The organism is Promicromonospora sp. NPDC059942 (assembly GCF_042731755.1).
Classification (GTDB): Bacteria; Actinomycetota; Actinomycetes; order Actinomycetales; family Cellulomonadaceae; genus Promicromonospora.
The window spans coordinates 73,160-96,666 of the sequence record NZ_JBHWLR010000003.1 but is presented as its reverse complement, the minus strand read 5'-3'; the positions used below and the strand labels follow the sequence as shown (position 1 = coordinate 96,666).

Annotated in this window: 20 protein-coding genes and 1 tRNA gene; 13 read left to right on the top strand and 8 right to left on the bottom strand. The window is 70.5% G+C overall.

Translation table 11 applies throughout. The features are described 5' to 3' along the window. The first annotated feature begins 170 nt into the window (after nucleotides 1–170). The 4 genes from aceA to ACFV9Q_RS05490 all read left to right on the top strand — a co-directional run bounded on the left by aceA (nucleotide 171) and on the right by ACFV9Q_RS05490 (nucleotide 6,440). Nucleotides 171–1,529 carry an isocitrate lyase gene (aceA, locus tag ACFV9Q_RS05505; protein WP_377233524.1) on the top strand — a complete coding sequence of 453 codons (1,359 nt, stop codon included), beginning with the start codon at nucleotides 171–173 and terminating at the stop codon, nucleotides 1,527–1,529. Beyond that, on the top strand, nucleotides 1,529–3,415 hold the full coding sequence (aceB, locus tag ACFV9Q_RS05500; protein ID WP_377233523.1) for a malate synthase A: 1,887 nt from the start codon (nucleotides 1,529–1,531) through the stop codon (nucleotides 3,413–3,415). The genes aceA and aceB overlap by 1 nt, the downstream gene beginning before the upstream one ends. Nucleotides 3,416–3,865: 450 nt before the next feature. Then, nucleotides 3,866–5,518: a D-alanyl-D-alanine carboxypeptidase family protein gene (locus ACFV9Q_RS05495; protein ID WP_377233522.1), complete on the top strand. Its 1,653-nt coding sequence runs from the start codon at nucleotides 3,866–3,868 to the stop codon at nucleotides 5,516–5,518. A gap of 61 nt (nucleotides 5,519–5,579) precedes the next feature. Further along, nucleotides 5,580–6,440, top strand: a complete 861-nt coding sequence (locus ACFV9Q_RS05490; protein ID WP_377233521.1) for a hypothetical protein — start codon at nucleotides 5,580–5,582, stop codon at nucleotides 6,438–6,440. A 39-nt stretch (nucleotides 6,441–6,479) separates the two neighbouring features. Here the strand turns inward: ACFV9Q_RS05490 and lysA are convergent, their stop codons facing one another. From lysA to ACFV9Q_RS05470, 4 genes are all read right to left on the bottom strand, one after another. Further along, nucleotides 6,480–7,841 carry a diaminopimelate decarboxylase gene (gene lysA / locus ACFV9Q_RS05485; RefSeq protein WP_377233520.1) on the bottom strand — a complete coding sequence of 454 codons (1,362 nt, stop codon included), beginning with the start codon at nucleotides 7,839–7,841 and terminating at the stop codon, nucleotides 6,480–6,482. After that, nucleotides 7,838–9,493, bottom strand: a complete 1,656-nt coding sequence (argS, locus tag ACFV9Q_RS05480) for an arginine--tRNA ligase (RefSeq protein ID WP_377233519.1) — start codon at nucleotides 9,491–9,493, stop codon at nucleotides 7,838–7,840. The genes lysA and argS overlap by 4 nt, the downstream gene beginning before the upstream one ends. Before the next feature lie 115 nt (nucleotides 9,494–9,608). Beyond that, complete coding sequence (locus tag ACFV9Q_RS05475) at nucleotides 9,609–11,234, bottom strand: hypothetical protein (protein WP_377233518.1); 1,626 nt, start codon at nucleotides 11,232–11,234, stop codon at nucleotides 9,609–9,611. After that, entirely contained in the window at nucleotides 11,234–11,827 is a 594-nt protein-coding gene (locus ACFV9Q_RS05470; RefSeq protein WP_377229537.1) for a SigE family RNA polymerase sigma factor, read from the bottom strand. The genes ACFV9Q_RS05475 and ACFV9Q_RS05470 overlap by 1 nt, the downstream gene beginning before the upstream one ends. Before the next feature lie 268 nt (nucleotides 11,828–12,095). Here ACFV9Q_RS05470 and ACFV9Q_RS05465 point away from each other — a divergent pair. Further along, nucleotides 12,096–12,168 (top strand) — tRNA-Arg (locus ACFV9Q_RS05465). 101 nt (nucleotides 12,169–12,269) lie between these two features. Here ACFV9Q_RS05465 and ACFV9Q_RS05460 read toward each other — a convergent pair. Further along, nucleotides 12,270–12,611, bottom strand: a complete 342-nt coding sequence (locus ACFV9Q_RS05460; RefSeq protein ID WP_377233517.1) for a tyrosine-type recombinase/integrase — start codon at nucleotides 12,609–12,611, stop codon at nucleotides 12,270–12,272. A gap of 351 nt (nucleotides 12,612–12,962) precedes the next feature. On the opposite strand from ACFV9Q_RS05460, the gene ACFV9Q_RS05455 reads away from it, so the two are divergent. Genes ACFV9Q_RS05455 through ACFV9Q_RS05445 form a run of 3 tightly spaced genes read left to right on the top strand, consistent with a single transcriptional unit; the run spans nucleotide 12,963 to nucleotide 15,218 of the window. Further along, on the top strand, nucleotides 12,963–13,793 hold the full coding sequence (locus ACFV9Q_RS05455) for a hypothetical protein (protein WP_377233516.1): 831 nt from the start codon (nucleotides 12,963–12,965) through the stop codon (nucleotides 13,791–13,793). Continuing rightward, nucleotides 13,790–14,590 (top strand): protein phosphatase 2C domain-containing protein, encoded by an 801-nt coding sequence (locus ACFV9Q_RS05450; RefSeq protein ID WP_377233515.1) that lies wholly within the window; start codon nucleotides 13,790–13,792, stop codon nucleotides 14,588–14,590. The genes ACFV9Q_RS05455 and ACFV9Q_RS05450 overlap by 4 nt, the downstream gene beginning before the upstream one ends. Before the next feature lie 22 nt (nucleotides 14,591–14,612). Then, a complete protein-coding gene (locus ACFV9Q_RS05445; protein ID WP_377233514.1) occupies nucleotides 14,613–15,218 on the top strand; it encodes a hypothetical protein in 606 nt (201 codons plus the stop codon). Between the two features lie 579 nt (nucleotides 15,219–15,797). Here the strand turns inward: ACFV9Q_RS05445 and ACFV9Q_RS05440 are convergent. Then, nucleotides 15,798–16,583 carry a hypothetical protein gene (locus tag ACFV9Q_RS05440; RefSeq protein WP_377233513.1) on the bottom strand — a complete coding sequence of 262 codons (786 nt, stop codon included), beginning with the start codon at nucleotides 16,581–16,583 and terminating at the stop codon, nucleotides 15,798–15,800. Nucleotides 16,584–16,991: 408 nt separating this feature from the next. On the opposite strand from ACFV9Q_RS05440, the gene ACFV9Q_RS05435 reads away from it, so the two are divergent. Next, the gene (locus ACFV9Q_RS05435) at nucleotides 16,992–17,594 is read left to right on the top strand and encodes a hypothetical protein (protein ID WP_377233512.1); all 603 of its coding nucleotides are present in this window, start codon (nucleotides 16,992–16,994) and stop codon (nucleotides 17,592–17,594) included. 42 nt (nucleotides 17,595–17,636) lie between these two features. On the opposite strand, the gene ACFV9Q_RS05430 is transcribed toward ACFV9Q_RS05435, so the two are convergent. Next, the gene (locus tag ACFV9Q_RS05430) at nucleotides 17,637–18,473 is read right to left on the bottom strand and encodes an SDR family NAD(P)-dependent oxidoreductase (protein ID WP_377233511.1); all 837 of its coding nucleotides are present in this window, start codon (nucleotides 18,471–18,473) and stop codon (nucleotides 17,637–17,639) included. Between the two features lie 37 nt (nucleotides 18,474–18,510). After that, a complete protein-coding gene (locus ACFV9Q_RS05425; RefSeq protein ID WP_377233510.1) occupies nucleotides 18,511–19,962 on the bottom strand; it encodes an MFS transporter in 1,452 nt (483 codons plus the stop codon). A 105-nt stretch (nucleotides 19,963–20,067) separates the two neighbouring features. Between ACFV9Q_RS05425 and ACFV9Q_RS05420 the strand changes: the two genes are divergently transcribed. The 4 genes from ACFV9Q_RS05420 (at nucleotide 20,068) to ACFV9Q_RS05405 (ending at nucleotide 23,459) form a co-directional block, all read left to right on the top strand. Beyond that, nucleotides 20,068–20,634 (top strand): TetR family transcriptional regulator, encoded by a 567-nt coding sequence (locus tag ACFV9Q_RS05420; RefSeq protein ID WP_377233509.1) that lies wholly within the window; start codon nucleotides 20,068–20,070, stop codon nucleotides 20,632–20,634. A 277-nt stretch (nucleotides 20,635–20,911) separates the two neighbouring features. Beyond that, entirely contained in the window at nucleotides 20,912–21,916 is a 1,005-nt protein-coding gene (locus tag ACFV9Q_RS05415) for a TerC/Alx family metal homeostasis membrane protein (protein ID WP_377233845.1), read from the top strand. Nucleotides 21,917–22,044: 128 nt separating this feature from the next. Continuing rightward, the gene (locus ACFV9Q_RS05410; protein ID WP_377233508.1) at nucleotides 22,045–22,857 is read left to right on the top strand and encodes a TSUP family transporter; all 813 of its coding nucleotides are present in this window, start codon (nucleotides 22,045–22,047) and stop codon (nucleotides 22,855–22,857) included. Between the two features lie 41 nt (nucleotides 22,858–22,898). After that, nucleotides 22,899–23,459, top strand: coding sequence for an STM3941 family protein (locus ACFV9Q_RS05405; RefSeq protein ID WP_377229543.1), 561 nt, complete (start codon nucleotides 22,899–22,901; stop codon nucleotides 23,457–23,459). The last annotated feature ends 48 nt before the right edge of the window (nucleotides 23,460–23,507 follow it).

The following is a 23,507-nucleotide window of genomic DNA, read 5'->3' as shown; positions in this document are numbered from 1 at the left end:
GTGCTTCCTGCCATGCCCGAGGGTGACATAGGCAAAGGCTTCCGATCAACAGAAGAACACGAAAACTTCTGCGCGGATCTGCTTGAGAAGGGGGTTGCGGAGGGCAGATGGTCGTAACACGTCACCGGCAGACGCGGTGACAACGTTCCGTCCCGAGAAGGAGACCCGCCATGAGCGCACCCACGATCGACCACACGTCCGAGGCGACCACGTCCGCGACGACCGCGGTGCCGGCGCAGGCCTCCGTCCGCGCCGGTGACCAGGTCCAGACCGCCGAGGAGCTGCGCCAGTCCTGGGAGTCCGACCCGCGCTGGGCCGGCATCGAGCGCAGCTTCACCGCCGAGGACGTCGTCGCCCTGCGCGGCTCGGTCGGCGAGGAGAGCACGCTGGCCCGCCGCGGGGCCGAGCGCCTGTGGCGCCAGCTCCACGAGGAGGACTACATCAACGCCCTCGGGGCGCTGACCGGCAACCAGGCCGTGCAGCAGGTCAAGGCCGGCCTCCAGGCCATCTACCTCTCCGGCTGGCAGGTGGCCGGCGACGCGAACCTCTCGGGGCAGACCTACCCCGACCAGTCGCTCTACCCGGCCAACTCGGTGCCGGCCGTGGTCCGCCGCATCAACAACGCCCTGCTGCGCGCCGACCAGATCGACGTGGCTGAGAACGGCACCCCCACCCGCGACTGGCTCGCCCCCATCGTGGCCGATGCCGAGGCCGGCTTCGGCGGCCCCCTGAACGCGTACGAGCTGATGAAGTCGATGATCCAGTCGGGCGCCGCGGGCGTGCACTGGGAGGACCAACTCGCCTCGGAGAAGAAGTGCGGCCACCTGGGCGGCAAGGTGCTCATCCCCACCCAGCAGCACGTGCGCACGCTCAACGCGGCCCGGCTCGCGGCCGACGTCGCCGACGTGCCGTCGATCGTGATCGCCCGGACCGACGCCGAGGCCGCGACCCTGATCACGTCCGACGTCGACGAGCGCGACCGCCCGTTCATCACCGGCGAGCGCACCAACGAGGGCTTCTACAAGGTGACCAACGGCATCGAGCCGTGCATCGCCCGCGCCAAGGCCTACGCGCCCTACTCGGACCTGATCTGGATGGAGACCGGCACGCCCGACCTGGAGCTGGCGCGCAAGTTCGCCGAGGCCGTCAAGGCGGACTTCCCCGACCAGATGCTGAGCTACAACTGCTCGCCGTCGTTCAACTGGAAGAAGCACCTCGACGACGACACGATCGCCAAGTTCCAGCGCGAGCTGGGCGCGATGGGGTTCAAGTTCCAGTTCATCACCCTGGCCGGCTTCCACGCCCTGAACTACTCGATGTTCGACCTCGCCCACGGCTACGCCCGCGAGCAGATGTCGGCGTACGTGAAGCTGCAGGAGCTGGAGTTCGCCGCCGAGGAGCGCGGCTACACCGCCACGCGGCACCAGCGCGAGGTCGGCACCGGCTACTTCGACCGCGTCGCCACCGCCCTCAACCCGGACTCGGCGACCACCGCGCTGGCCGGCTCGACCGAGGCGGCGCAGTTCTGATGACCGCCACCATCGACACCCGCGCCCAGGGCACCAGCCCCTACGACGCCGACGCCGGCCTGGCCGGGATCGGCACCCCGCCGGCGGCCCGCACCGGGTCGGCCCCGGCCGCCCGCAACGCGTCCGCCCCGTCGTCGACCCCCGCTCCCGCGCGGGCGCCCGCCCCGGCGCCCGCGCCCCGGAGCTCGGCCCCCAGCACGCTGCCGAACGGCGGGGTGGGCGCCTCGGGGACCGGCGCCCGGCGAGGCGTGATCACCGTGACCGCGGCCGTCGGGCCCCGCTACGGCGAGATCCTGACGCCGGAGGCCCTGGCGTTCCTGGCCCTGCTGCACGACCGGTTCGACGCCCGCCGCGACGAGCTGATCGCGCAGCGCCAGCTGCGCCGCCAGGACATCGCCGACGGCAGCGACCCCGACTTCCGGGCCTCGACCCGGCCGGTGCGGGACGACCCGGACTGGCGGGTGGCCGGATCGCGCAACGCGCCCGGCCTGGAGGACCGGCGCGTCGAGATCACGGGTCCCACCGACCCGAAGATGACGATCAACGCGCTCAACTCGGGGGCGCGGTGCTGGCTGGCCGACGCCGAGGACGCCTCCAGCCCCACGTGGCCCAACGTGATCGAGGGGCAGCTCGCGCTGCACGACGCGATCCGCGGCACGCTGAGCTTCACGAACGAGGGCGGCAAGGAGTACACGCTGCGGTCGGCCGACCTCGTGGACCTCCCGACCATCGTGTTCCGCCCGCGCGGCTGGCACCTCGACGAGGCGCACCTGCGCTACACGGACGCGAACGGCATCACGAGCAGCACGCTCGGCAGCCTCGTGGACTTCGGTCTCTACTTCTTCCACAACGCCGCCGAGCTCATCGCCCGCGGCCGCGGCCCGTACTTCTACCTGCCCAAGCTGGAGGGCTACCGGGAGGCGCGGCTGTGGAACGAGGTCTTCGAGGTGGCGCAGGACGCGCTCGGCATCCCGTGCGGCACCGTGCGTGCGACGGTGCTCATCGAGACGCTGCCCGCGGCGTTCGAGATGGAGGAGATCCTCTACGAGCTGCGTGACCACTGCGCCGGCCTGAACGCCGGCCGCTGGGACTACCTGTTCTCGGTGATCAAGTGCTTCCGCACGCGCGGCGACTCGTACGTGCTGCCGGACCGCGCCCAGGTCACGATGACGGCGCCGTTCATGCGGGCGTACACGGAGCTGCTCGTGGCCACCTGCCACAAGCGCGGGGCGCACGCCATCGGCGGCATGAGCGCGTTCATCCCCGACCGCCGCAACCCGGAGGTCACGCGGCAGGCGTTCCAGCAGGTCGCGGCGGACAAGAAGCGCGAGGCAGGCGACGGTTTCGACGGCACCTGGGTGGCCCACCCCGACCTCATCCCGGTGGCCGAGGCCGAGTTCGACGCCGTGCTGGGCGACGCGCCGAACCAGGTCTCCCGCCTGCGGCCCGACGTCGCCGTGGGGCAGCACGAGCTGCTCGACGTCGCGTCGACACGGCGGGCCGGGGCGACCGTGACGTCCGCCGGGCTGCGCTCGAACGTCTCGGTGGCCGTGCGCTACCTCGACGCGTGGCTCCGCGGTACCGGGGCCGCCGCGCTGGACAGCCTCATGGAGGACGCCGCCACCGCGGAGATCTCCCGGTCCCAGGTGTGGCAGTGGATCGCGTCGGGCACCGTGACCGACGACGACCGGCAGCCCGTGACCCGGGAGCGCGTCGAGGCGATCCTGCTCGACGTCGTGGCCTCGCTGCCGCACGGGCACGGCAACCGGATCGACGACGCGGCGGAGATCTTCCGCGCCGTCGCCCTGGAGGACGACTTCCCGGCGTTCCTCACGAGCCCGGCCTACCAGGGACACCTGGTGGGCTCCCCCGTCGACCGGCCCTGACCGGTCGACCTCAGGCTGGGACGCCCCGCTGTCGGGGCGTCCCTTCCATCCGCCCGACGCCGTGCCCGGTCGCCGCTCTCTCGGCGCCCCACCACCCCTGGGGTGTGACCGGCACGGCGTCGGGCCCTCCCGTGGGGTGCCGCCCGGGGTGCCGAGTCAGGTGCCAGGTCCGCCGCCCCGCGAGGCGTCGCCGACGACACGGCCGACAAGCACGACATTCCGGTTGTTGCATGCCCCGTCAGTAGCGTTACCCTGGGCGTTCTTCGACGGACGGCAGCGGGGCGCTCGACGACGCCGCTGCCCCGACCGGTCGGCGGGCGGACCAAGGGTTCGCCGGCGCCGATGTCATACGCAAGGGGGCGTTGACCAGTGAGCGAACAGCCGAGCGGTGCACAGCCGGCGGACCGGACGTCGGGCGAGGGCGGGCCTGCCGGTACTGCCGAGCCGGGCATGTCGAAGCCACGGCCCTCCCCGCCGGGAGCGGCCTTCCGCCGATCCGACGACCGCCGCCGCGGAACCCTGGGCCGCCACGGGCGCAGCGCCTGGACCGGCGTCGTCGCCCTGGCAGTGACCGGAAGCGTCCTGGTCAGCGCGTCCGCGAGCGTTGTGCCGGCGGGTGCCGGCCTGCTCGGTACGCCGACGGCGGGCGTGGCGGCGGTGCCCGCGGCGTCGGGCCCTGGGCAGACAGCGGCGCGACTGGGCGCCGTCCGGCACGACCCGCCCGCGCCGGCCGCCGTGTCGGACGGCGTCACCGTGAGCCAGGTCCTCGCCGTGCTCGACCGCGCCGAGCTGACCCTGCGGCAGAGCTCGGAGCCGAGCCCCGGCGTCGCCCAGGCCGCCGCGGAGCTCGGCATGCTCTACACGACCTACCAGGCGCAACAGCTCGCCCTGGCCGAGGCAGACCGGCCGCTCCGGGTCGAGTCGGCCCCGACGGCGGGCGAGGCGCGCGCGGCGACCCCCGCGGCCGAGGTCGTGCGGGCGGAGCAGGTGTCGCGCACCGTGACCAGCGCGCTCCGGCAGGCCAGGGCCCCGGAGTGGGGTCCGTCGGAGGCCTTCCCGCCGCAGCGCGCCGTCCCCGAGGAGGGGCCGGGCTACGTGACGTTCGACGAGGTGGCCGTCGCCGCCATGCGGCTCGCCAACATGCTCGACCCGTCGTCGCCCACCGCGCTGCTGGACACGCTGCCCGACGCCGGGACGTCGCTGCGCCGCAACCTGCTGCAGACCGTGGCGGCATACGGCGACTCCACCGCGGGGTACGCCAACGGCCGGATCCCCGCCGACGTGCTCTGCGCGCTGCCCTTCGCGCCCGGCCACCTGCTGCGCTGCGACGCCGCCGAGCGGCTGACCGCGCTCAGCGCCCGCTTCGAGGACGAGTTCGGCTACCCGATCCCGCTCACCGACTCGTACCGCTCGTACGACATGCAGGTGACGGTCAAGGGCACCAAGCCGCACCTCGCCGCGATCCCGGGCACGTCGAACCACGGCTGGGGCCTCGCGATCGACCTGGGCGACCCCGTCGCCGGCGGCAGCTCCCCCGAGTACGTGTGGCTGCGCCTGCACGCGCCCGACTACGGCTGGGACAACCCGTCCTGGGCCCGGCTCGACGGCGCCAAGCCCGAGCCGTGGCACTTCGAGTTCTTCGCGGCGGGCTCCGTCCCGAACCGTGCGATCGACCCGGCCGACGTCGGCACGTGGGGGCCGCCCGCGGCGTCCCGGACCGATCCGGCCGACCCGGGCTCCCGGCCCGCGCAGGAGGCCGCATCGACGAAGCGGCCGGCGTCCGGCCGCGGGGGCAGCGCCGGCTCGGGCTCCAGTTCGACGGGCGGGCAGGACGGCGGACTCGCTGGGTCCGGCGGCTCGTCGACGGAGCCGGGCGACAGCACGCCGACGGCCCCCGAGCCGCCGGCCCCGGCCGAGCCCACGCCGACCGAACCGCCCGCGCAGGAGGACCCGGACTCCCCCGCCGGCACGGGCCTCGTCGAGGACGTGGTCGGCGGCACGGTCGGCCTGGTCGGCGACACGGTCGAGGGCGTGGTCGGCGGCGTCGTCGGCGGCCTGCTCGGAGGCGGCAGCACGAACGGGGCCACGAACCAGGCCGGGTGATCTTTCACCTCTGGCTCGAATACGTCGGCTTTTCGCCCGTTTTGCCGGATACGGTGCGCCCATGTCCGACGACGAGGGCGCGACCCGCGCTCCAGAACTGAACCCGTCCGCCGAGCCCGTTCCGGCTCCGGACGCATCGAACGGCTCCGTCTCCGACGCCACGAACGGCAGCACGACGGCGGCCGGGCCGGTCACGACCGACACGGTCGCGAACAACCCTGTCGCGAACGACCCGCTCACGAACGACCCGGTCGCGATCGATGCAGCGGAGCCCGCGGCCGGCCAGGTGCTGACCTCCGCGAGCACGGCACCGCTCGCGGACGACGCGGCCGGACCGGCCGGAACGGAGGAGCCGTCAGCGGTGGCACCGACCGGAGCGGGCGCGTCGGGCGGTCCGGACGCTCCCGCACCGGGGCAGGCCCTCGGCGGCGCCGTGGCGTTCGTCAAGGACCACGCAGTCACCCTCGTGCTGGTGGTGCTGCTGATCGCGGCCGTCGTGTGGGGTGCGCTCGGCGTGGTCTCGACGAACGACTGGCAGTCACGTGCGGCGGCGCTCTCGTCGGACCTGGAGAACGCGGAGCAGACCCTCGCCGAGGCTCGCGCGACGATCGACGACCTGGAGATCGCCAAGGAGCGCGCCGAGACCACGGCGACCGCCTGCATCGGCGCGATCGACGACGCGGACGCCATGCTCGAGGTCTCGGCCAAACTGGACGACAAGACGGTCGTCTACCTGGAGGGCCTGAACGACTTCATGGCCGCGGTCAACGCAGGCGACATCTCCGCGGCGGAGACCATCGGCTCCGAGATCGATGCGCTCGGCGTCCAGCTGGAGGAGCTGGGCAAGCAGATCGAAGGGCACGTCGACGACTACGAGGACACCGCCGAGGGGTGCCACGTGGACGACGCCCAGGGCGTCTGACCCGGGTTCCGGCCGCGCGGCGGCCGGAACCCGGAAGCGTCAGCCCTGGTCGAGGCCCAGCAGGTCGTCCTCGGTCTCGCGTCGCACCAGCACCCGCGAGGACCCGCCGGCCACCGCGACCACGGGCGGGCGGGGCAGCATGTTGTAGTTCGACGCCATCGAGCGCCCGTAGGCGCCCGTGGCGGCGACGGCGAGCAGGTCGCCTGCGCGCACGTCGGCGGGGAGACGCACCTCGTGCACCACGATGTCGCCGGACTCGCAGTGCTTGCCGACCACGCGTGCCAGGACGGTCTCCGCCGTCGACGTCCGGCCCACGATCTCGGCGTGGTACGCCGCGCCGTACAGGGCCGGGCGGATGTTGTCGCTCATGCCGCCGTCGACGGACACGTAGGTGCGCGTGAAGTCCGCGCCGTCGTCGGCCGAGACCGTGACGGGCTTGACGGTGCCCACCGTGTAGAGCGTGAGGCCCGCGGGGCCGACGATCGCCCGGCCGGGCTCGATCGAGAACCGCGGCAGGTCCGTGCCCAGCTCCTGGCACACCCCGGCCACCGACTGCGCGATGTCCTTGGCCACGCGCTCCGGGTCGAGCGCGACGTCGCCGGGCAGGTAGGCGATGCCGTACCCGCCGCCGAGGTCGACCTCGTCGACGAGGACGCCGGACCGCTCGGCCAGGTCGGCGCGGAGGCGCAGCACCACACGGGCGGCGGCCTCGAACCCGTCCGGGTCCAGGATCTGCGAGCCGATGTGGGAGTGGATGCCGAGCAGCTTGAGCTCGGGGTGCTTGAGCACCTGCAGCAGGGCGGCCATCGCGGGGCTCTCCGCCCCGGCCGCGGCGTTGACGGAGAGACCGAACTTCTGGTCCTCGTGGGCCGTCGCGATGTACTCGTGGCCGCCGGCGTGCACGCCCGTGGTCACGCGGACCATCACCGGCGCCACGACCCCGCGCTCGCCCGCGAGGCGCGCGACCCGCTCGATCTCGACCAGCGAGTCGACGATGATGCGGCCGATTCCCGCGTCGAGGGCGCGCAGGATCTCGGCGTCGGACTTGTTGTTGCCGTGCAGGCCGATCTCGGCCCCGGGCACCTCGGCCCGCAGCGCGACGGCGAGCTCGCCGCTGGAGGCGGTGTCGACCCGCAGCCCCTCCTCGCGCGCCCAGCGCGCGACGGCCACGGTGAGCAGCGCCTTGCCGGCGTAGTACACGTCCACGCCCGCACCGACGGCGCCGAAGGCGGCCTCGAACGCCGTGCGGTAGGCGCGGGCGCGCATCCGGAAGTCGGCCTCGTCCAGCACGTAGGCGGGCGTGCCGTGCTCGGCGGCGAGGTCGCGGACGTCCACGCCGGCGACGGCAAGCGCGCCGTCCGGCAGCCGGCCGACGCCGGTGGACCAGGGCGCGCCGGTCACATCCGCTCCGGAGCGCTCACGCCCAGCAGGTCGAGGCCGTTGGCCAGGACCGTGCGGACGGCGTCGTTCAGCCAGAGCCGGGCCCGGTTCGCCTCGGTGACCTCCTCGTCCGGATAGGGCGACACCCGCAGGCCCTGGTTGTACCAGGAGTGGTAGTCACCGGCCAGTGCCTCCAGGTAGCGGGCGACGCGGTGCGGCTCCCGCAGCTCAGCCGCCTGGGCAACGATCCGCGGGAACTCGGTGAGGCGCCCGATCAGCGCGGCCTCGGACCCGTGGTCGAGCAGGGCCGGATCGAACCCGTCCGCGCGACGGACGCCCCGCTCGGCCGCCGTCCGACCGTTGCTGACCGTGCGGCTGTGCGCGTACTGGACGTAGAAGACCGGGTTGTCGTTGGTCTGCTTGAGCATGTCCTCGCCCTGCAGCTCCAGCGGGGTGTCCGCGGGGTAGCGCGCGAGCGAGTAGCGCACGGCGTCCTTGCCGATCCAGTCGACGAGGTCGCGCAGCTCGATGATGTTGCCCGCGCGCTTGGACAGCTTGGCGCCGCCGACGTTGACGAGCTGCCCGATCAGCACCTCGATGTTCGTCTCCGGGTCGTCCCCGGCGCAGGCCGCGATGGCCTTGAGGCGGTTGACGTACCCGTGGTGGTCGGCGCCGAGCAGGTAGATCTTGCCCGGGAACCCACGGTCCTTCTTGGACAGGTAGTACGCGGCGTCCGACGCGAAGTAGGTGGGCTCACCGTTCGCCCGGACCATCACGCGGTCCTTGTCGTCGGTGAAGTCGGTCGTGCGCAGCCAGACCGCACCCTCCTGGTCGAAGACGTGGCCCTGCTCGCGCAGGCGGGCCACGGCCTTCTCGACGGCGCCCGAGCTGTGCAGGTCGCGCTCCGAGAACCAGACGTCGAAGTGCACGCCGAAGCTCTCCAGCACCTCGCGGATCTCGGCGAGCTGGTGCGCGTAGCCCGCCTCGCGGGCCACCGCGACGGCCTCGTCGTGCGGCAGCTCGGGCAGGTCCGGGCGGTCCGTGAGCACCTTGGCCGCGAGCTCCTTGACGTACTCGCCGCGGTAGCCGCCCTCGGGCACCTCGCCGTCCGTGGCACGCGCCAGCACGGACTCCCCGAAGCGGTCCATCTGGGCGCCCGCGTCGTTGATGTAGTACTCGGCGGTCACGTCGGCGCCGGCGGCGCGGAGGATGCGGCCCAGCGAGTCGCCCAGCGCGGCCCACCGGGTGTGCCCGATGTGCAGGGGGCCGGTCGGGTTGGCGCTGATGTACTCCAGGTTGATCACCTGGCCGGTCAGGGCCTCGCCCCGGCCGTACGCCGCGCCGGCCTCGACGATGGTGCGGGCCAGCTCGCCCGCCACGGCGGCGTCGAGCGTGATGTTGAGGAAGCCCGGGCCGGCGACGCCGACGGACTTGATGCCCGGGGCCGCGCCCAGGCGTGCCGCCAGGTCCTCCGCGAGCGCCCGCGGCGTCGTGCCCGCCTTCTTCGCGAGCTGGAGGGCCACGTTCGTGGCCCAGTCCCCGTGCTCTCGCTGCCTCGGTCGCTCCACGTGGACCGAGGCCGGGACGGCGTCGGCGGGCAGGGCGAGTGTGCCGTCGGCGACGGCCGCGGCAAGGGCAGCGCTCAGCGCTTCGGAGAGCTCGGTGGGGGTCACGGATCGATTCTATCGGCCGGGCCGCGTGCCCCGCCCCGGATTTCCACAGGCCGGGAAGCGCGCCGTCCGACGCCGGCCTGTGCACCCGGGTGCACAGGCCGGCGTCGGACGCAGGTCAGGGCGAGGCGAAGCCTGCGGCGTCCAGCGACGCGAGGATCTGCCACCACCGTTCCTCGGTCGCCCCTGAGCCCTCGTACCGGAGCTCGACCGCCTTGCGCCCGTCCGCCGTCAGGTGGAAGGTAGCGGTCCCCAGGAAGCCAGGCTCGCCGGACTCGGTGTCGACGGAGTCGGTGTCGGTCCCGAGGGTCACGACCCCGCGCGTCGTACCGGACGGCTCGTACCGATACCCGTAGTCGGCGAGGTGGATGGGCTGGTCGTATCCCTCGACGTCCCAGAGGGTGATCGCCAGCTCCTCCCAGGAGTCCTCGGAGTCGCTGCTCCAGATCCCCCACGCCCCTTCCGGGCTCTTCAGCTCCCGCGGCAGTGTCAGGTCGAGACCCTCGAACGTGGCGGGTTCCCAGTCCGACGGTGGGTCCTGCAGCAGCGGACCCGCGGGATCGAGCTCGTCGTAGGCAGGGGCGGCGTCCCCGGACGCCTCGGTGAAGCCGAGGCTGCCGAGCACCGCGGCGAGGTCGTCGTCGAGGCCGGTGGCGCCGTCGAACCCGAAGAGGTTGACCGTGTAGCTGCTGCCACCGGTGGCACGCACCTCGATGTAGGCCCGGTACTCGCCGTCGGACTGCTCGACCAGCACGGTCGACACGTCTGCGCCCTCCAGCTCAAAGCCGTAGAAGTCCGGCAGGGGACCGGCTTCGTCGTTCAGTTCGAGGTACTCCAGCCGGTCCACCACGGCGAGCTGCAGCTCCGCCTTGCCATCCGGCCGTCGTAGCAGCAGCGTGTCGGACGGGTGCTCCGCGCTGGCCCCGTCGGCCGCCGCCCAGTCCTCGGGCGCCGCATAGGTCAGGCCATGGAACTCGTCTCGCTCCCAGCTCTCGGGCGCGTCTGCGGACTCGAGGAGCGGCAGGTCCTCCTGGCCGGTCGACGTCGAATCCTCCGGCTCCGCGGAGTCCTCGTCCACGCGGACCGTGCGAACAAGCCGCTCAAAGGTGTCCTGCGGTGTGTCGTCGTCCGTCAGGCTCATGGTCACGCGGACCACCGTCCCGGAGTCGAGCTCGACATCCAGCTCGCCGACGAAGTCGCCGTCTCCCGGCCCTTGCTGCCAGTAGCCCGTGCCGGAACCGTACTGCGGCTCGTACCAGGACCAGCGCGCGGCGACGGCTCCGGGGACGTCGACCTCGGTCACCTGGTTTCCGGCCTGCTCGCCGGCGAGCGGCGCGTCCTCCGCGGGTGCCACGGCGACCCACGAGGCCGCATGAGCGACCTCCTCCATGTCGTCGTCGTCCGGGACCACCGGATCGGCTCCCCACATCGGGTCGCCGACGGGGTTGAACTCCTCGAAGCCGTCCGGCACCTCGAAGACCAGGCCGTCCGAGCGGACCTCGGACGAGGCCTGTACCCACGGCAGGAACGCCGGAAGCGCCGGCCGCTCGGTGAACCAGGCCACCCCTGCCGCGCCCAGGACCACCAGCGCGGCGGCGACGGCGCCGCCGATCACCCCGCGGCGGGTGCGCTCGTGGCGGATCGCCCGCCGGGCCATCATCTCGCCGTCGATCCCGGCCACGGGCCCGACCTGGCCCGCCGCGTCGTGGATCAGGGTCACCAGGGTGTCGCTCTGCTCCTTCATCACTGCGCCTCCTTTCGCGAGGTGTTCCGTTCGACGGCCTGGACGGCCGCCGACTGGTCCGTGCCGAGGACCGCACGCAGCCGGTCGAGGCCGCGGGACGCGCCCGACTTCACGGCACCGACGGAGATCCCGAGGTCCTCGGCCGTCTGCTTCTCCGTACGGTCCAGCAGGTAGCGCAGGACGACGACACGGCGTTGTCCTGCGGGGAGCTGTCGGAGCGCCCGCACCAGCGCGTCGCGGTCGACGACGTGCTGCGTGCCGTCCGACGCGGCGCCCGGGCGCAGGTCGGCCGGGGCCACCAGGACGTCGCGCCGGGTCCGCCGCCAGCTGTCGATCCGGGCCGTGGCGATCACCCGGCGGGCGTAGGCGAACGGGTCGCCGTCGCCCACCCGGCTCCAGGCCCGGTAGGTCCGTTCCAGTGCGAGCTGCACCAGGTCGGCGGCTCGGTGCGTGTCGCCGCACAGCAGGTAGGCGATCCGGGACAGCTCGGGCGAGCGCTCCCTGGCGAACGCCGTGAAACGCTCTGCCGCCGTGCCCGTGGTCACCACCCTGGCACGGGGGTCGTCGAGGACCGCCGCGTCGTCACTCACCATGTCCACCACCTCGTTCGTCGTCCGCGTACCCGTCCGTACGCCTCAGGTCTCGAGCACTTCGAAGATTCACGGCACACAGACGCACGCGGTCGAGAGAAGGTTGCCGGGCGATCTGTATCTCTCCTACCCGCAACGGGGTTTCACGTGGCATGCTCCCCCGGGCCGCACGGCAGCGCGGGTCACACCGCCCGATGCACGCTCCGGGCCGCTCACCTGGTAGTCTCGCTTCGGCCGTTAGGAGAGCATCGCCTCCCCGAACAGCGGTCTCGCGCCTGTAGCTCAGTGGATAGAGCGTCTGCCTCCGGAGCAGAAGGTCGGGGGTTCGAATCCCTTCAGGCGCACAGACAAAAACAGGCCGTGACCAGCGCGAACGCTGGTCACGGCCTGTTGCTTTCCCCGCTCTTCCGGCCCCCTGTCGGCTACTGCTGGCCTAACTGCTGGCCTATGGGGTGCTGAGTACACCGTCCATCGCTCGCGCTCCGTTCTGGAGAACGGGCCGCAGCTCGTGCCGGTAGACGTTCTCCGTCGTGCCGATGTCGCTGTGCCCGACGAGCCGCGAGACCTCCTCGATGGGAACTTCACTCTGCGAGAGCAGCGACACGAAGGTGTGCCGCATGTCGCGTGGAGTCCACTGCTCCGGCTCGATGCCGGGCACGTCACGGAGCAGGACGCGGAAGTCACGGCGGACGTTGTCGGGCTGGAGCGCCGTCCCCGATCCTGTGGTGAAGACCAGGTCCGGGGTCGGCCACGCCTGCCCATCGCCCGCCGCCGGTCGTCCTGCCATGCCCATTGCCGGTTGAGCGCCCGCACGGCGAGGCTCGGCAGCGCCAGCGTGCGGCGGGACTTCTCCGTCTTGGTGTCGCCGTCCTCGCGCACGGAGCGCCAGACCCACACGTGCGGCACCGGAGAGAGGTGGACGTGATCCCAGCGCAGCGCCCGAGCCTCCTCGGTCCGCAGACCGACCGTGAGCGATACGACGACGTAGGGACAGATGACCCGTGCCCAAACCCTTCAAAGTTGAGGGGCCTAAACACGAAGGTAAGCCCCATCCGTCGTGGCGTCAAGGGGTCTAAACTCGAAGCGTTTCAGACGGGCACAGACCCGTGCCTACCCCGACGATTAGTGAGCCCAACCCATGGACCTGAGCCCCGACGAGTTCGAGGACGTACGGACGGACACAGACCCCGTCCGTCAGGCCCGGCGCGCCACGGAGCTCCTAGTGGTCTACGGCCAGCGAACAACCGAGCTCGCACGATTACGGAAGGCCGCGATCGACCGAGCGCACGACGAACTCGGCATGTCGTATACCGAGGTCGCGAACAAGGTCGGCATCACCAAGGGCCGGATTACGCAGCTCCGGAAGTCCGCACCGTCCGTCGAGCGCGCATTCTTCGGCGTTGGCCCGGTCACGGTCGGCATCCCGCTACGAGCGATCGGGGACCGCGCGCACGCCGTCATCGCATCCGAGGACGACATCGCTGCCGAACGCCTCACAGGCATCCTCGAATCACTCAGCCTCGCCGCCGAGCGCTTCCAGATCCCGCCCAGCGGCGAATGGGACCCGCCGGCCGACGCCGTGGCGATCTGCGGCCCGAAGTCGTCCCGCCTCACCGCCGAGGCGATCGAAGCCGACCCATATCTCTCGTTCAAGCCGGACGATGACGGCCGTTGGGTTATCACCGACAAGGACACTGGCGAGACGTTCGTTTCCCCCGCGGACGCCGGTAACCCCACACAGGACATCGCCTACGTCGCGCGGCTCCACCGACTCGGCCGAGTCCTGCTCATCGTCGCTGGCGTGCACGCTCTCGGATCAGTCGGAGCCGTCGAGTACCTGCGCCGGCACCTAGCCGAGCTGTACGCGGCCGTGGGCGATGCCCCGTTCTCGCTGGTTGTCACGAGCAAGTTCGACGGAACCACCGTCACGGACACCACCACCCTATGGGGCCCGAAGGTGCACGCATGACTATCCAAGCCGCGACACTGGCTGGTGGCAGCAACAACCAGGACCGCTACATCATCGGCGACGGGTTCGCGGCCGTGCTCGACGGCGCAACCTCGTTTGCCAGCGACCGCTCGCACGACCCCGGTTGGTACGCCGAGCAGCTAGGCCAAGCTCTCACCGTCGCGGTGCCGGCTAACCGCTCGCTGCCCGAAGCCGTCACCGATGCGATCCGCACGGTGCGCGACGCCCACCACCTCAGGCCCGAGACCACACCGACAAGCACCATCGCTCTTGCCCGGTGGACCGCCGACATCGTCGAGACCTACCTCCTCGGAGACAGCTTTGCCGTGATCCTGCGGGACGACGGCACCGAGGAGCTGCACGACGACGACCGACTTTCAGCCGTCGCCGTCGCGGAGCGTGCGGCGTACCGCTCCCGACTCGCCGACGGAGAGGGCTACGACGACGCCCACCGCGCGCAGCTACTCAGCCTCCAGGCAGAGCAGGCGCAACACCGGAACCGACCCGGCGGCTACTGGATCGCCGGAGTCGAGGCCGAGGCCGGCCAGCACGGCATCACCCGGTCGACCGCTCGCGAGCAGATCAGCGCCGTCCTGCTCGCCAGCGACGGAGTAGCACTCGACCGCCACCCCACCGCAAACACCTGGCGTGACCTGTACGACGAGACGCGGCGCGACGGCGCGGCCGCCGTGCTCCAGCGCATCCACGACGCCGAAAACACGGATCCGAACGGGCAACAGTGGCCAAGGGCGAAGATCCATGACGACAAAACAATCATTATCACCGGAATGCACTAAGCAACCATGGCTGAGGAGTGCAGTGGACTGGGACTGGTCAACTTTCACAACCACACTACTGGGCGGAGCCCTAACGATCCTTGGCGGAGCCGCCGGCCAAATGTTCAGCGAAAAGAACGCTCGTGCGCGCGAAAAGGCGGAACGCGATCGGGTCGAGCGGGAGGAAGTTCGCGATCTCCTCACCCGACTTGTCTTTAGGGTCAAGCAGTGGGCGGGCGGAGCCGAGACACTGGCGTTGACGCTTGCGGTCACTCCGACGTTCCTTGGCACCGCCGACGTCTTCCGAGGCGACGGGTTCAAGGAGCACCATGAAACGCTCCAGGACATGTACCTCGCCTTCGGCGAGGCCCGTATGCGAATCGCAAATCCCGAACTCGCCGCAGAACTGCGCGCGGTCGAGGAACGGATAATTGCATCCGGGCAGAGCGTGTTTCAACCAGTCATGCCACACCCCATGGCGACGAAACTAGACTCGGCCGAAATGACAGCCAGGATGCAGCGCATTCCTGAAGTCAGGGAGACCATCTCGGAGATTCGACAAGCCGTTGCGCGACTTGAGCTGGTCGCCGCACCTTACGTTCGTCGGACTTTGGAGCCAGCAGAACCAGGGACCTCTTCCGCGTCGTGATGAGTTCCCTACCGACTCACCGAGCCGGAGAAGCACTGCCGAATTGACCTCTATTAGATCAAGGCGCGCCTGACGGCGCGCGGGCCCGCGCCTACGGCGGGACCCCGCGATGGGGACCCCCGCGCGGCGGGCCTGGCGGCCCTTGCGCCACCCCCACCGCACCCCACCCGCGGCACGGGCCCACACAACGAAGACGGCCTCGACCCAGTAGTCGGGGCCGTCTCTCGTCGTTTATGGGCCAATGCCTCCGGCGGGCACCCGGGAATCAAGAGGATCGAGGGACCGCGGTGTCCCTGTTCCTCCGTCATCCATTGGCTTGACCGGGACCCTGACAGCGAACCCGCCGGCAATGCAACAGGCCCCGCCGGCACCTCGTACCACCGCACCCCGAGCTGCATGGGCGGGACCTGTTGCATTGCCGGCAGAACCGATGTCCGAGACGTGCCCCGCGCCAACGGATGACGGAGGAACAGGGACCCCGAAGCAGGAGCACGGTGGGGTCACAAGCCCGCACTGGGGCGCCAATAGACAGTCTTGCCTTCTCACACCACTACCACCACCAGCTCTGAGCAGTGCCACCTAAGCCAAGTCCGACTCCAAGACCGGTATATTCACTTGGTTTTTCCCCGCTCCGATGAGCGCTTCACCGAAGCTCATTGGCAAGTCGGACGCAGACTCGCGCAGTGCTGCATACAGGCGGCGAGATGCGGTCAGGAGTTCCCACACGATCTCGTAATCTCGCCCTGGCGTAATGGACTGATTCGCGCTCGGAGTAACTTGGATCTGCCTAAGGCCCGACTTGGACGGAAAGTACGCAATAGCCTGCGCCACGCGAACGTCGAGAAACCCTTGGCAAAGTCGAACATCCTCCAGCGCGGCATGCATCCCCATGATGTGAGTGCTGACATAACCGGTGCGCTCGGAGGAAAAGAACGTAGGGTTGGAAGCGTCTATCGACTGCGCGGCCTGCTTAATGCTTTCTTTGTCCCACGAGTCAACCCCTGGCACATAGTGCCGGTAATGGGCGAGCAAGAGCGGTCCGGCGTTAACGAGCAACATAAGAGAGGTATAGTTTATTTCGCTCGTCGCCCGACTTCGCCTTTTCCCTGGAATTTCAACTATCAGCCATTCAAATATAACAGCGGCGATCAGGCCATATACAATATTGCGGACGACCACGGAAACCGCATGGCCACCAGGAACGATTTCGACGCGATACTGTGCTATTTCGAGGACGAGAGCTGCGGCGGTGAGAATGCCCAACGTGAGCAGCGGGTGGCTCAAAATGCTCTCGCCGAGAGTCAGAGCCCGCGACCGGACTCGTACCGCCTGTCGTGGTGCGGCGGCACCCTGGACTGTGCTCATGCCATCGAGCGTAGGACGCGCAACACGGTCTCGTCAGGTGCGCGACTCCCCACCAAACTCCCCACCGAAGCATCAGAACCAGCCGCGCGAGCCCGAGTTTTCCGGGTGAACCGTGCCACGGCAGCCGCTAGATTCCGCCAATCCGGACCGATCCAGGATGCTCCGGAGCAGAAGGTCGGGGGTTCGAATCCCTTCAGGCGCAACATAGAAAACAGGCCGTGAGCTGCTACTACGCAGCCACGGTCTGTTTCTTTTCCCCCGGTGGGCTTCGGCCGCTCGGGGTAGCCGTGCCATGTCGAACATGTGAGCCAGCGACCTCACGGTGGCACCCGACCCGCTCGAGCGAAGTCGGCCGCAGGCGCTCGCCACAACACACGTGCGGCGCCGGCTGCGGGTACGTTGAATTTCATGACCACAAATACCGCTGAAGACCTCCGCCTGGCAGAGAAAACAGTTGAAGCGGCGATCGATGCACTCGATGCACCGCGAGATGCGTGGATCACTGAAGCCACAGCCACCGCCGCCGCTTGGACCTTGGCTCAGGCAAGGTTGTATGTAGTGAACCAGGCCGACCTCTCCGTGAAGCTCGGCAAACCCGGCGTCGCAGGCCTTCATGCCCGTGTCGACGCCCTGGTTCAGGATGTCCGGACCTCGCTGCCGGGTTCGCTTCGCTCTGTGCTGACCGACCCGCACAACAGGCGAGCGGCCACTGGCGGCGCCTACGGGGTCGTTCGGCCGTTGACCAACTCGGTCTTCGAGAAGTCGGTGACACGCTCGCTGGCCGCGATCCTGAAGGAGGCGGGATATTCCACGTCGAGCAGCAGGTTCCACAAGTCCCGACAGTGGTATTCCGAGGATGCGGCCGATCGCACCAGCCAGGGGCCGGATACGCCTTCTCCCGACCACGACTACATAAGAGCGCTTGAAGACGTTCGGCGCGCGCAGATCAAAGTGGACGAACTCCAGCAAGAATTGACCAGAGAACAAGCCGCCCGCCTGTGGGACAACTGACGCGAACGCCCGACACTCGTACGGAGCCCCCGGCCGGGCCGCTCAGACCGGATAGTCGACGTTCCCAGCCGTCGAGGCGTTGGCGGCGACGTCCTCCTGGAGCAGGTCGACCGCTCGCGCTACGTTCGCCAGGGCGTCGCTGCCCAGGATCAGCCGACGCCGCGGGTGCGGCGCGGTGACCTCGGCGTAGACGGCCGCGGCGGACGCCGTGGCGTCCCCGGGGAAGAGCAGCGTGGCCGCGTCCGGCAGGGCCACCGCGTCCAGGAACGGGCGCACGGCGGGCTCGTAGTCCGCGATCCGCGCGCCGGACACCCTGGTGCGGCCGATGATCCCGGTCCGGATCGAACCGGGCTCGACCAGCAGTGTCGTGATGCCGAGATGTGCCACCTCGCCGGCCAGCGCGTCGGTGATGCCCTCCAGCGCGAATTTGCTCGCCGAGTAGTAGCCGTTCACCGGGAGGCTGGCGATCCCGTCCATCGAGGAGACGTTGACGATGGTGCCGCCGCGCTGTTCGCGGAGCATCGGCAGGACGGCGCGCATCATGCCCACCGCCGCGAAGAAGTTCACCTCGAACACGGCGCGGTAGTCGGCCTCGTCCTGCTCCTCGACCGCGCCGATGAAGTCGATCCCCGCGTTGTTGACGAGCACGTCGATCCGCCCGAACTGCTGTCGGGTCGCCTCGACCAACCGCCCACGGGCGTCGGCGTCGGTCACGTCGGCCGTGACCGGGAGCAGGGTGTCCGGGTAGCGCCCGGCCAGGTCGCGCAAGGGGTCGACGTCGAGCGCGGCAGCCGCGACGTGGTGCCCCTCGGCAAGAACGTGCTCGGCAAGCAGGCGGCCGAGTCCGGTGGCCGCGCCAGTGATGATCCAGGTGGACATGATGGTTCCCTTCGGTAGGTGCGGGGTAGGTGGGGGCTCAGGCGGCGGCAGGGCCGTCGAGCAGCGCGGCCGCCCGCCGCCGGGAGCGGCGGTTCGCGACCAGGATCGCGACGGCGACGACGACGGCACCCATGTAGAAGAGCGTCGAGACCTGGAACACCGCGGCGTAGCCCTGCGCCTGGGCAACCGGGTCCGGGTCGGTGTCGTGGCCGACGGCCGAGGCGAAGATCACGGTCAGGATCGCGAGCCCGATCGAGCCGCCGATCTGGTGAGCCGTGTTGACGAGGCCAGAGGCCGCGCCGGCGTCGGACTGGTGCACGTCGGCCATGCCGAGCTCGGTGAACAGGATGATCGCGATGCCCTGGCCCACACCGAGGACGAGCAGCGGGAGCACGATCTGCGGGAAGTACGGGGTGGTGGAGTCGAGACGGCTCAGCCACGCCATCCCGACGGTCGCGAGCACGAGCGAGGCGACCAGCAGGACGGACTTGTTGATCCGCTCGCCGAGAAAGCGGACGACGTACACCATCGCGAAGAACATCGCGGTGATCGGGATGTACGCGAAGCCGGTCTCCAGCGGGCTGAGGCCCAGCACGTTCTGCAGGTACTGGGACAGGAAGTAGAACATCGAGAACATCGCGCCGACGATGAGAATGCGGCCCACGTACGCTCCGGACCGCTGCACGCTGGCGAAGAGCCGCAGCGGGACGATCGGCTGGGCCGCCCGGCGCTCGACGAGCACGAAGGCGACGACGAGCACGAGTGCCGCGGCGAGCGGGACGATCGTGAGCGGACTGGACCAGCCCGCCTCGGCCGCCTCGACCAGGCCGTAGACCAGGGCGGACATGCCGAGGGTGATCGTGAGCGCACCAGGGACGTCGATCCGGCCGGGCTGACGCTCGCCCTCGGGCAGCACGCGGGGCGCGAGCGCCACGACGAGCGCGCCGATCGGCACGTTGATCAGCAGACCCCAGCGCCAGGACCAGAACTGGGTGAAGATCCCGCCGACGATGATGCCGACGCTCGCGCCGGCACCGATGACGGCGCTGTAGACCGCGATGGCGCGGGCACGTTCCTCGGGAGCCGGGAAGCTGGAGACCAGCAGCGCGAGCGTGGCCGGGATCGCGAACGCGGAGGCCACGCCCTGCACCGCGCGCGCCGCGATCAGCAGCTCCGCCGTCGGCGCGACGCCGGCGAGGAGCGAGGCGAGGGTGAAGACGACGACCCCGGCGACGAACACGCGCCGGCGGCCGAACAGGTCCCCGGCGCGGGCACCCAGGAGCAGCAGACCACCGAACACGAGGACGTAGCTGTTCTGGATCCACGAGAGCGCCGAGTCGGTGAAGCCGAGCTCCTGCTGGATGTGCGGCAGCGCCGTGGTCACGATCGAGGCGTCGAGCGTCATCATGAGCTGGCAGCCGAGGATGACCGCCAGGACGATGCCCCGGCGGCCCGCGCCCGGACCTGCCGGGATGGATGAGGTGGACATGGGAGCTGCTCTCCGATCTGGAAGTAACTAACAAGTTCGTTACCTCAAGTGAAGCACCACCCGGCAGAGTTTGCAACTAACTAGTTACTCACTAGAATGGGCCGCATGGTCAGAGACTCCGACGCGACCCGAACCCGCATCCTTGACGCCGCGGAGGCCGAGTTCGCCGCGTACGGCATCGCCGGCGCACGGGTCGACCGCATCGCCGAGAACGCCCCGGCGAACAAGGCGCTCATCTACAAGCACTTCGGCAGCAAGGACGAGCTGTTCGACGCCGTCTTCGCGCAGCGCGTGCTCACGTTCGTGGACCAGGTCGACTTCGACGCGTCCGATCTCCCCGCCTACGCGGGCCGCGGTTTCGACCTCTACGAGGCGAACCCGACCACGCTACGGCTCACCACCTGGTACCAGCTGGAGCGGCCCGAGGGGCAGCTCGAGGCGATCAAGGCGTCCAACACCGCCAAGCTGACCGCGATCAAGGAGGCCCAGGAGGCAGGCGTGCTGACCAACTCCTACACACCCCTCGAGCTGCTCACCGAGGTTCGAGCGCTCATGATGAGCTGGCACCTGCACACGCCGGAGCTCGCGATGGTGCGGCAGCCGCGTCGCGACCGCCGGCGCGAGGTCGTCGTCGAGAGCGTGCGCCGCCTCGTCCAGGGGGACAACCACTGAGGTCGGACCCGGTTCCCGCCCGCCCGCCGCGCCGCCTCGTGGGCCGGGGGCCATAGGCACAGGCCGGACAGATGCCGTACAGTGTGCGGCGCGGGGGGAGTACTTCCCAACACCGTCCCGGTCATTACGGCGCTGCTACCAGCGCCTCGGGCGGCGGCCTTGCTCAGCAAGGCGAAGGAGACCTCGGAGCCGACCTATCTTTGGAGACTCCTTGCTCGCCTCGCTGACGAGTTCTGCTGCCCCTGCCTCCGGCCTGACCACGGTGGCCACCCCCACGATGTGGGCCGTCACCATCGTCGCCGTCCTCGCCCTGGTGGTCGTCGACTTCCTCATCACCCGGCGCCCGCACGAGGTCTCGATGCGTGAGGCCCTGGGCTGGAGCGCCTTCTACATCGCCCTTCCGCTCGCGTTCGGCGGCTGGATCTGGGCGACCTTCGGATCGTCGACCGGCGTGCAGTACCTGACCGGGTACCTCGTCGAGAAGTCGCTGTCCGTCGACAACCTCTTCGTGTTCATGCTGCTGCTCAGCGCGTTCGCGGTGCCCAAGGCCCTGCAGCAGCGCGTGCTCCTGCTCGGCATCGTCGGAGCCCTGGTGCTCCGCGGCGTCTTCATCGCGCTCGGCGCGGCCGTCCTGGCCAACCTGAGCTGGGCCTTCCTGCTCTTCGGCGCGATCCTGCTGGCCACGGCGGTCAAGATCCTCCGCGACCAGGTCAAGGGCGACGACCACGCGATCGACGTCTCCGAGCTGCGGTCGGTCAAGGTGATCCGCCGCTTCATGCCCGTCACGGACGAGTACCGCGGCCCCGCGCTCTCCGTGCGCGAGGGCGGCAAGCGGATGCTCACGCCCCTGGCGGTCGTGGTCGTCGCGATCTTCGCCGCCGACGTCGTCTTCGCCGTCGACTCGGTGCCCGCCGTCTACGGCATCACCAGCGACCCGTACCTCGTGTTCGCGACGAACGCCTTCGCCCTGCTCGGCCTGCGCGCCCTGTACTTCGTGCTCCAGGGCGCCCTGAGCAAGCTCGTGCACCTCGGCTACGGCCTCGCGACGATCCTCGCCTTCATCGGCGTCAAGCTCGTGCTGCACTGGGCCCACGGCATCTGGGCCGGCGTGCCGGAGATCCCGACCCTTGCCTCGCTCGGCGTGATCATCGGCGTGCTCGTCGTCGTCACCTTCACCAGCCTCCACGCGACCCGCAACGACGACGTCGAAAAGGGCGACGCCGAGAAGGCAGAGGTGGAGAAGGCCGGCGACGCCGAGAAGGCCGAACCCGGAGCGCACTGACCGACCAGCCCTCGTGTCAGACGTACAGGTCCCTCGGGTGACCCGTACGTCTGACACGTCGGGGAGGGTCCCGCGAGGCGGGCGGCCACAGCGGGCCGCGACCGTTCCGCCGTAGAGTCCAGCCCGTCATGGACAGCGCACTGGACCTCACGATCCCCGTCGTCGTCGGCGGCACGATCGCCGCGCTCCTCATGGGCCTGTCCAAGACCGGGCTGCCGCCGCTGGGCGCGCTCGGTGCGGCGCTCATCGCCTCGGTGCTCCCGCCGGTCCAGGCGGCCGGGGTCGCGCTGCCCCTGCTCATCGTGGGCGACCTGGTCGCCGTCAGCGCCTACGGCCGGAACGTCCGCTGGCACGTCCTGCGGGCCCTCCTCCCCAGCGTCACGCTCGGGCTGATCGTCGGCTTCGCGGCCCTGCGCTGGGCCTCGCCCGACGTCAGCGCCCGGATCGTCGGGGCGCTGCTCCTCCTCGCCGGGCTCGGCGACCTGGTCCGGCAGCTCGCCGCGCGCCGCGCGCGCCGTCGGCCACCACCGCAGGCCGACACCCCCGTGCCCGACGGCGACGCCGCCCCCGGCGGAACCCGTCCCCGCGACCGGCTCGCCCGCGCCGCGCTCGGCGCCACGGCCGGGGTCTCGACCATGATCGCGAACGCCGGCGGCCCGCCCATGAGCCTCTACCTGCTACGGACCGGGATCTCGCGCGCCGGCCTGCTCGGCACGGTCGCGCTGTTCTTCCTCACGGTGAACGTGGCCAAGCTGCCGTTCAGCGCCGGGCTCGGGCTGGTCTCCCCCGCGTCGCTGCACGTCTCGCTGGTGCTGCTCCCGGGGATGGTCGCCGGGCTCCTGCTCGGCAGGCTCGTGGCCCACCGCATCTCGGGCCCCGTGTTCAGCACCTTCGTGCTGGTGGCGACGGCGGCGGCCGGCGGCCGGCTGCTGCTCACCTGACGGGCTACCGATCCGGGCCCGCGGCCCGCTAGTGTCCGGATATGCCCGACGAATCCGTCGACTTCTACCCGTCCCGAGCGCACGTCGTCACGCTCGCCCTCGCCACGCTCGCCCTGGTGGTGCTCTGCGCGATCGCGACCCGCCTCGGCTTCGACGCCGCGCAGACCAGCGGCTCACCGGCCGCGCTGACCGTGGTCTCCGTGAGCGCGATCGGCGTGCTCGTCTTCACCGGCCTCGGCCTCATCGTGGTGCGCCGCCTGCTGCTGCCCGCGTGGCCCGTGCTCACGCTCGACGACGAGGGCCTCACCGACTGGCTGCCCAACCTCGGCGTCGAGCAGGTCCTCTGGTCGGAGGTGACCGGTGTCCGCGAGGCCCGGCTGGCCTTCCGGCGGGTGCTCGCCGTCGACGTCGCCGACCCGCGCGCCGTCGTCGTCCGCCAGCGCACCTTCGTCCGGCGCATCGCCGCCTCGGTGAACTCTCTGGTGGTCGGCACCCCCGTGGTCCTCAAGCCCGGGAGCATCGCGACCCGCCCCGAGGAGCTCTCCGCGGCGCTGACCGGGTTCGTCGCCGGCCGTGCGCCCCACGCGAAGCCGGTTGCGTAGACTTCTGGGATCATCCGCCGGGAATCATCTGCCGAGCATGGCGAAGGA

Excerpts from the sequence above, each read along its gene's own strand:
- aceA (WP_377233524.1), top strand. The coding sequence starts at position 171 with ATGAGCGCACCCACGATCGACCACACGTCCGAGGCGACCACGTCCGCG.
- aceB (WP_377233523.1), top strand. The coding sequence starts at position 1,529 with ATGACCGCCACCATCGACACCCGCGCCCAGGGCACCAGCCCCTACGAC.
- ACFV9Q_RS05495 (WP_377233522.1), top strand. The coding sequence starts at position 3,866 with ATGTCGAAGCCACGGCCCTCCCCGCCGGGAGCGGCCTTCCGCCGATCC.
- ACFV9Q_RS05490 (WP_377233521.1), top strand. The coding sequence starts at position 5,580 with ATGTCCGACGACGAGGGCGCGACCCGCGCTCCAGAACTGAACCCGTCC.
- ACFV9Q_RS05475 (WP_377233518.1), bottom strand. The coding sequence starts at position 11,234 with ATGAAGGAGCAGAGCGACACCCTGGTGACCCTGATCCACGACGCGGCG.
- ACFV9Q_RS05470 (WP_377229537.1), bottom strand. The coding sequence starts at position 11,827 with ATGGTGAGTGACGACGCGGCGGTCCTCGACGACCCCCGTGCCAGGGTG.
- ACFV9Q_RS05460 (WP_377233517.1), bottom strand. The coding sequence starts at position 12,611 with ATGGCAGGACGACCGGCGGCGGGCGATGGGCAGGCGTGGCCGACCCCG.
- ACFV9Q_RS05455 (WP_377233516.1), top strand. The coding sequence starts at position 12,963 with ATGGACCTGAGCCCCGACGAGTTCGAGGACGTACGGACGGACACAGAC.
- ACFV9Q_RS05450 (WP_377233515.1), top strand. The coding sequence starts at position 13,790 with ATGACTATCCAAGCCGCGACACTGGCTGGTGGCAGCAACAACCAGGAC.
- ACFV9Q_RS05440 (WP_377233513.1), bottom strand. The coding sequence starts at position 16,583 with ATGAGCACAGTCCAGGGTGCCGCCGCACCACGACAGGCGGTACGAGTC.
- ACFV9Q_RS05435 (WP_377233512.1), top strand. The coding sequence starts at position 16,992 with ATGACCACAAATACCGCTGAAGACCTCCGCCTGGCAGAGAAAACAGTT.
- ACFV9Q_RS05430 (WP_377233511.1), bottom strand. The coding sequence starts at position 18,473 with ATGTCCACCTGGATCATCACTGGCGCGGCCACCGGACTCGGCCGCCTG.
- ACFV9Q_RS05425 (WP_377233510.1), bottom strand. The coding sequence starts at position 19,962 with ATGTCCACCTCATCCATCCCGGCAGGTCCGGGCGCGGGCCGCCGGGGC.
- ACFV9Q_RS05420 (WP_377233509.1), top strand. The coding sequence starts at position 20,068 with ATGGTCAGAGACTCCGACGCGACCCGAACCCGCATCCTTGACGCCGCG.
- ACFV9Q_RS05415 (WP_377233845.1), top strand. The coding sequence starts at position 20,912 with ATGTGGGCCGTCACCATCGTCGCCGTCCTCGCCCTGGTGGTCGTCGAC.
- ACFV9Q_RS05410 (WP_377233508.1), top strand. The coding sequence starts at position 22,045 with ATGGACAGCGCACTGGACCTCACGATCCCCGTCGTCGTCGGCGGCACG.
- ACFV9Q_RS05405 (WP_377229543.1), top strand. The coding sequence starts at position 22,899 with ATGCCCGACGAATCCGTCGACTTCTACCCGTCCCGAGCGCACGTCGTC.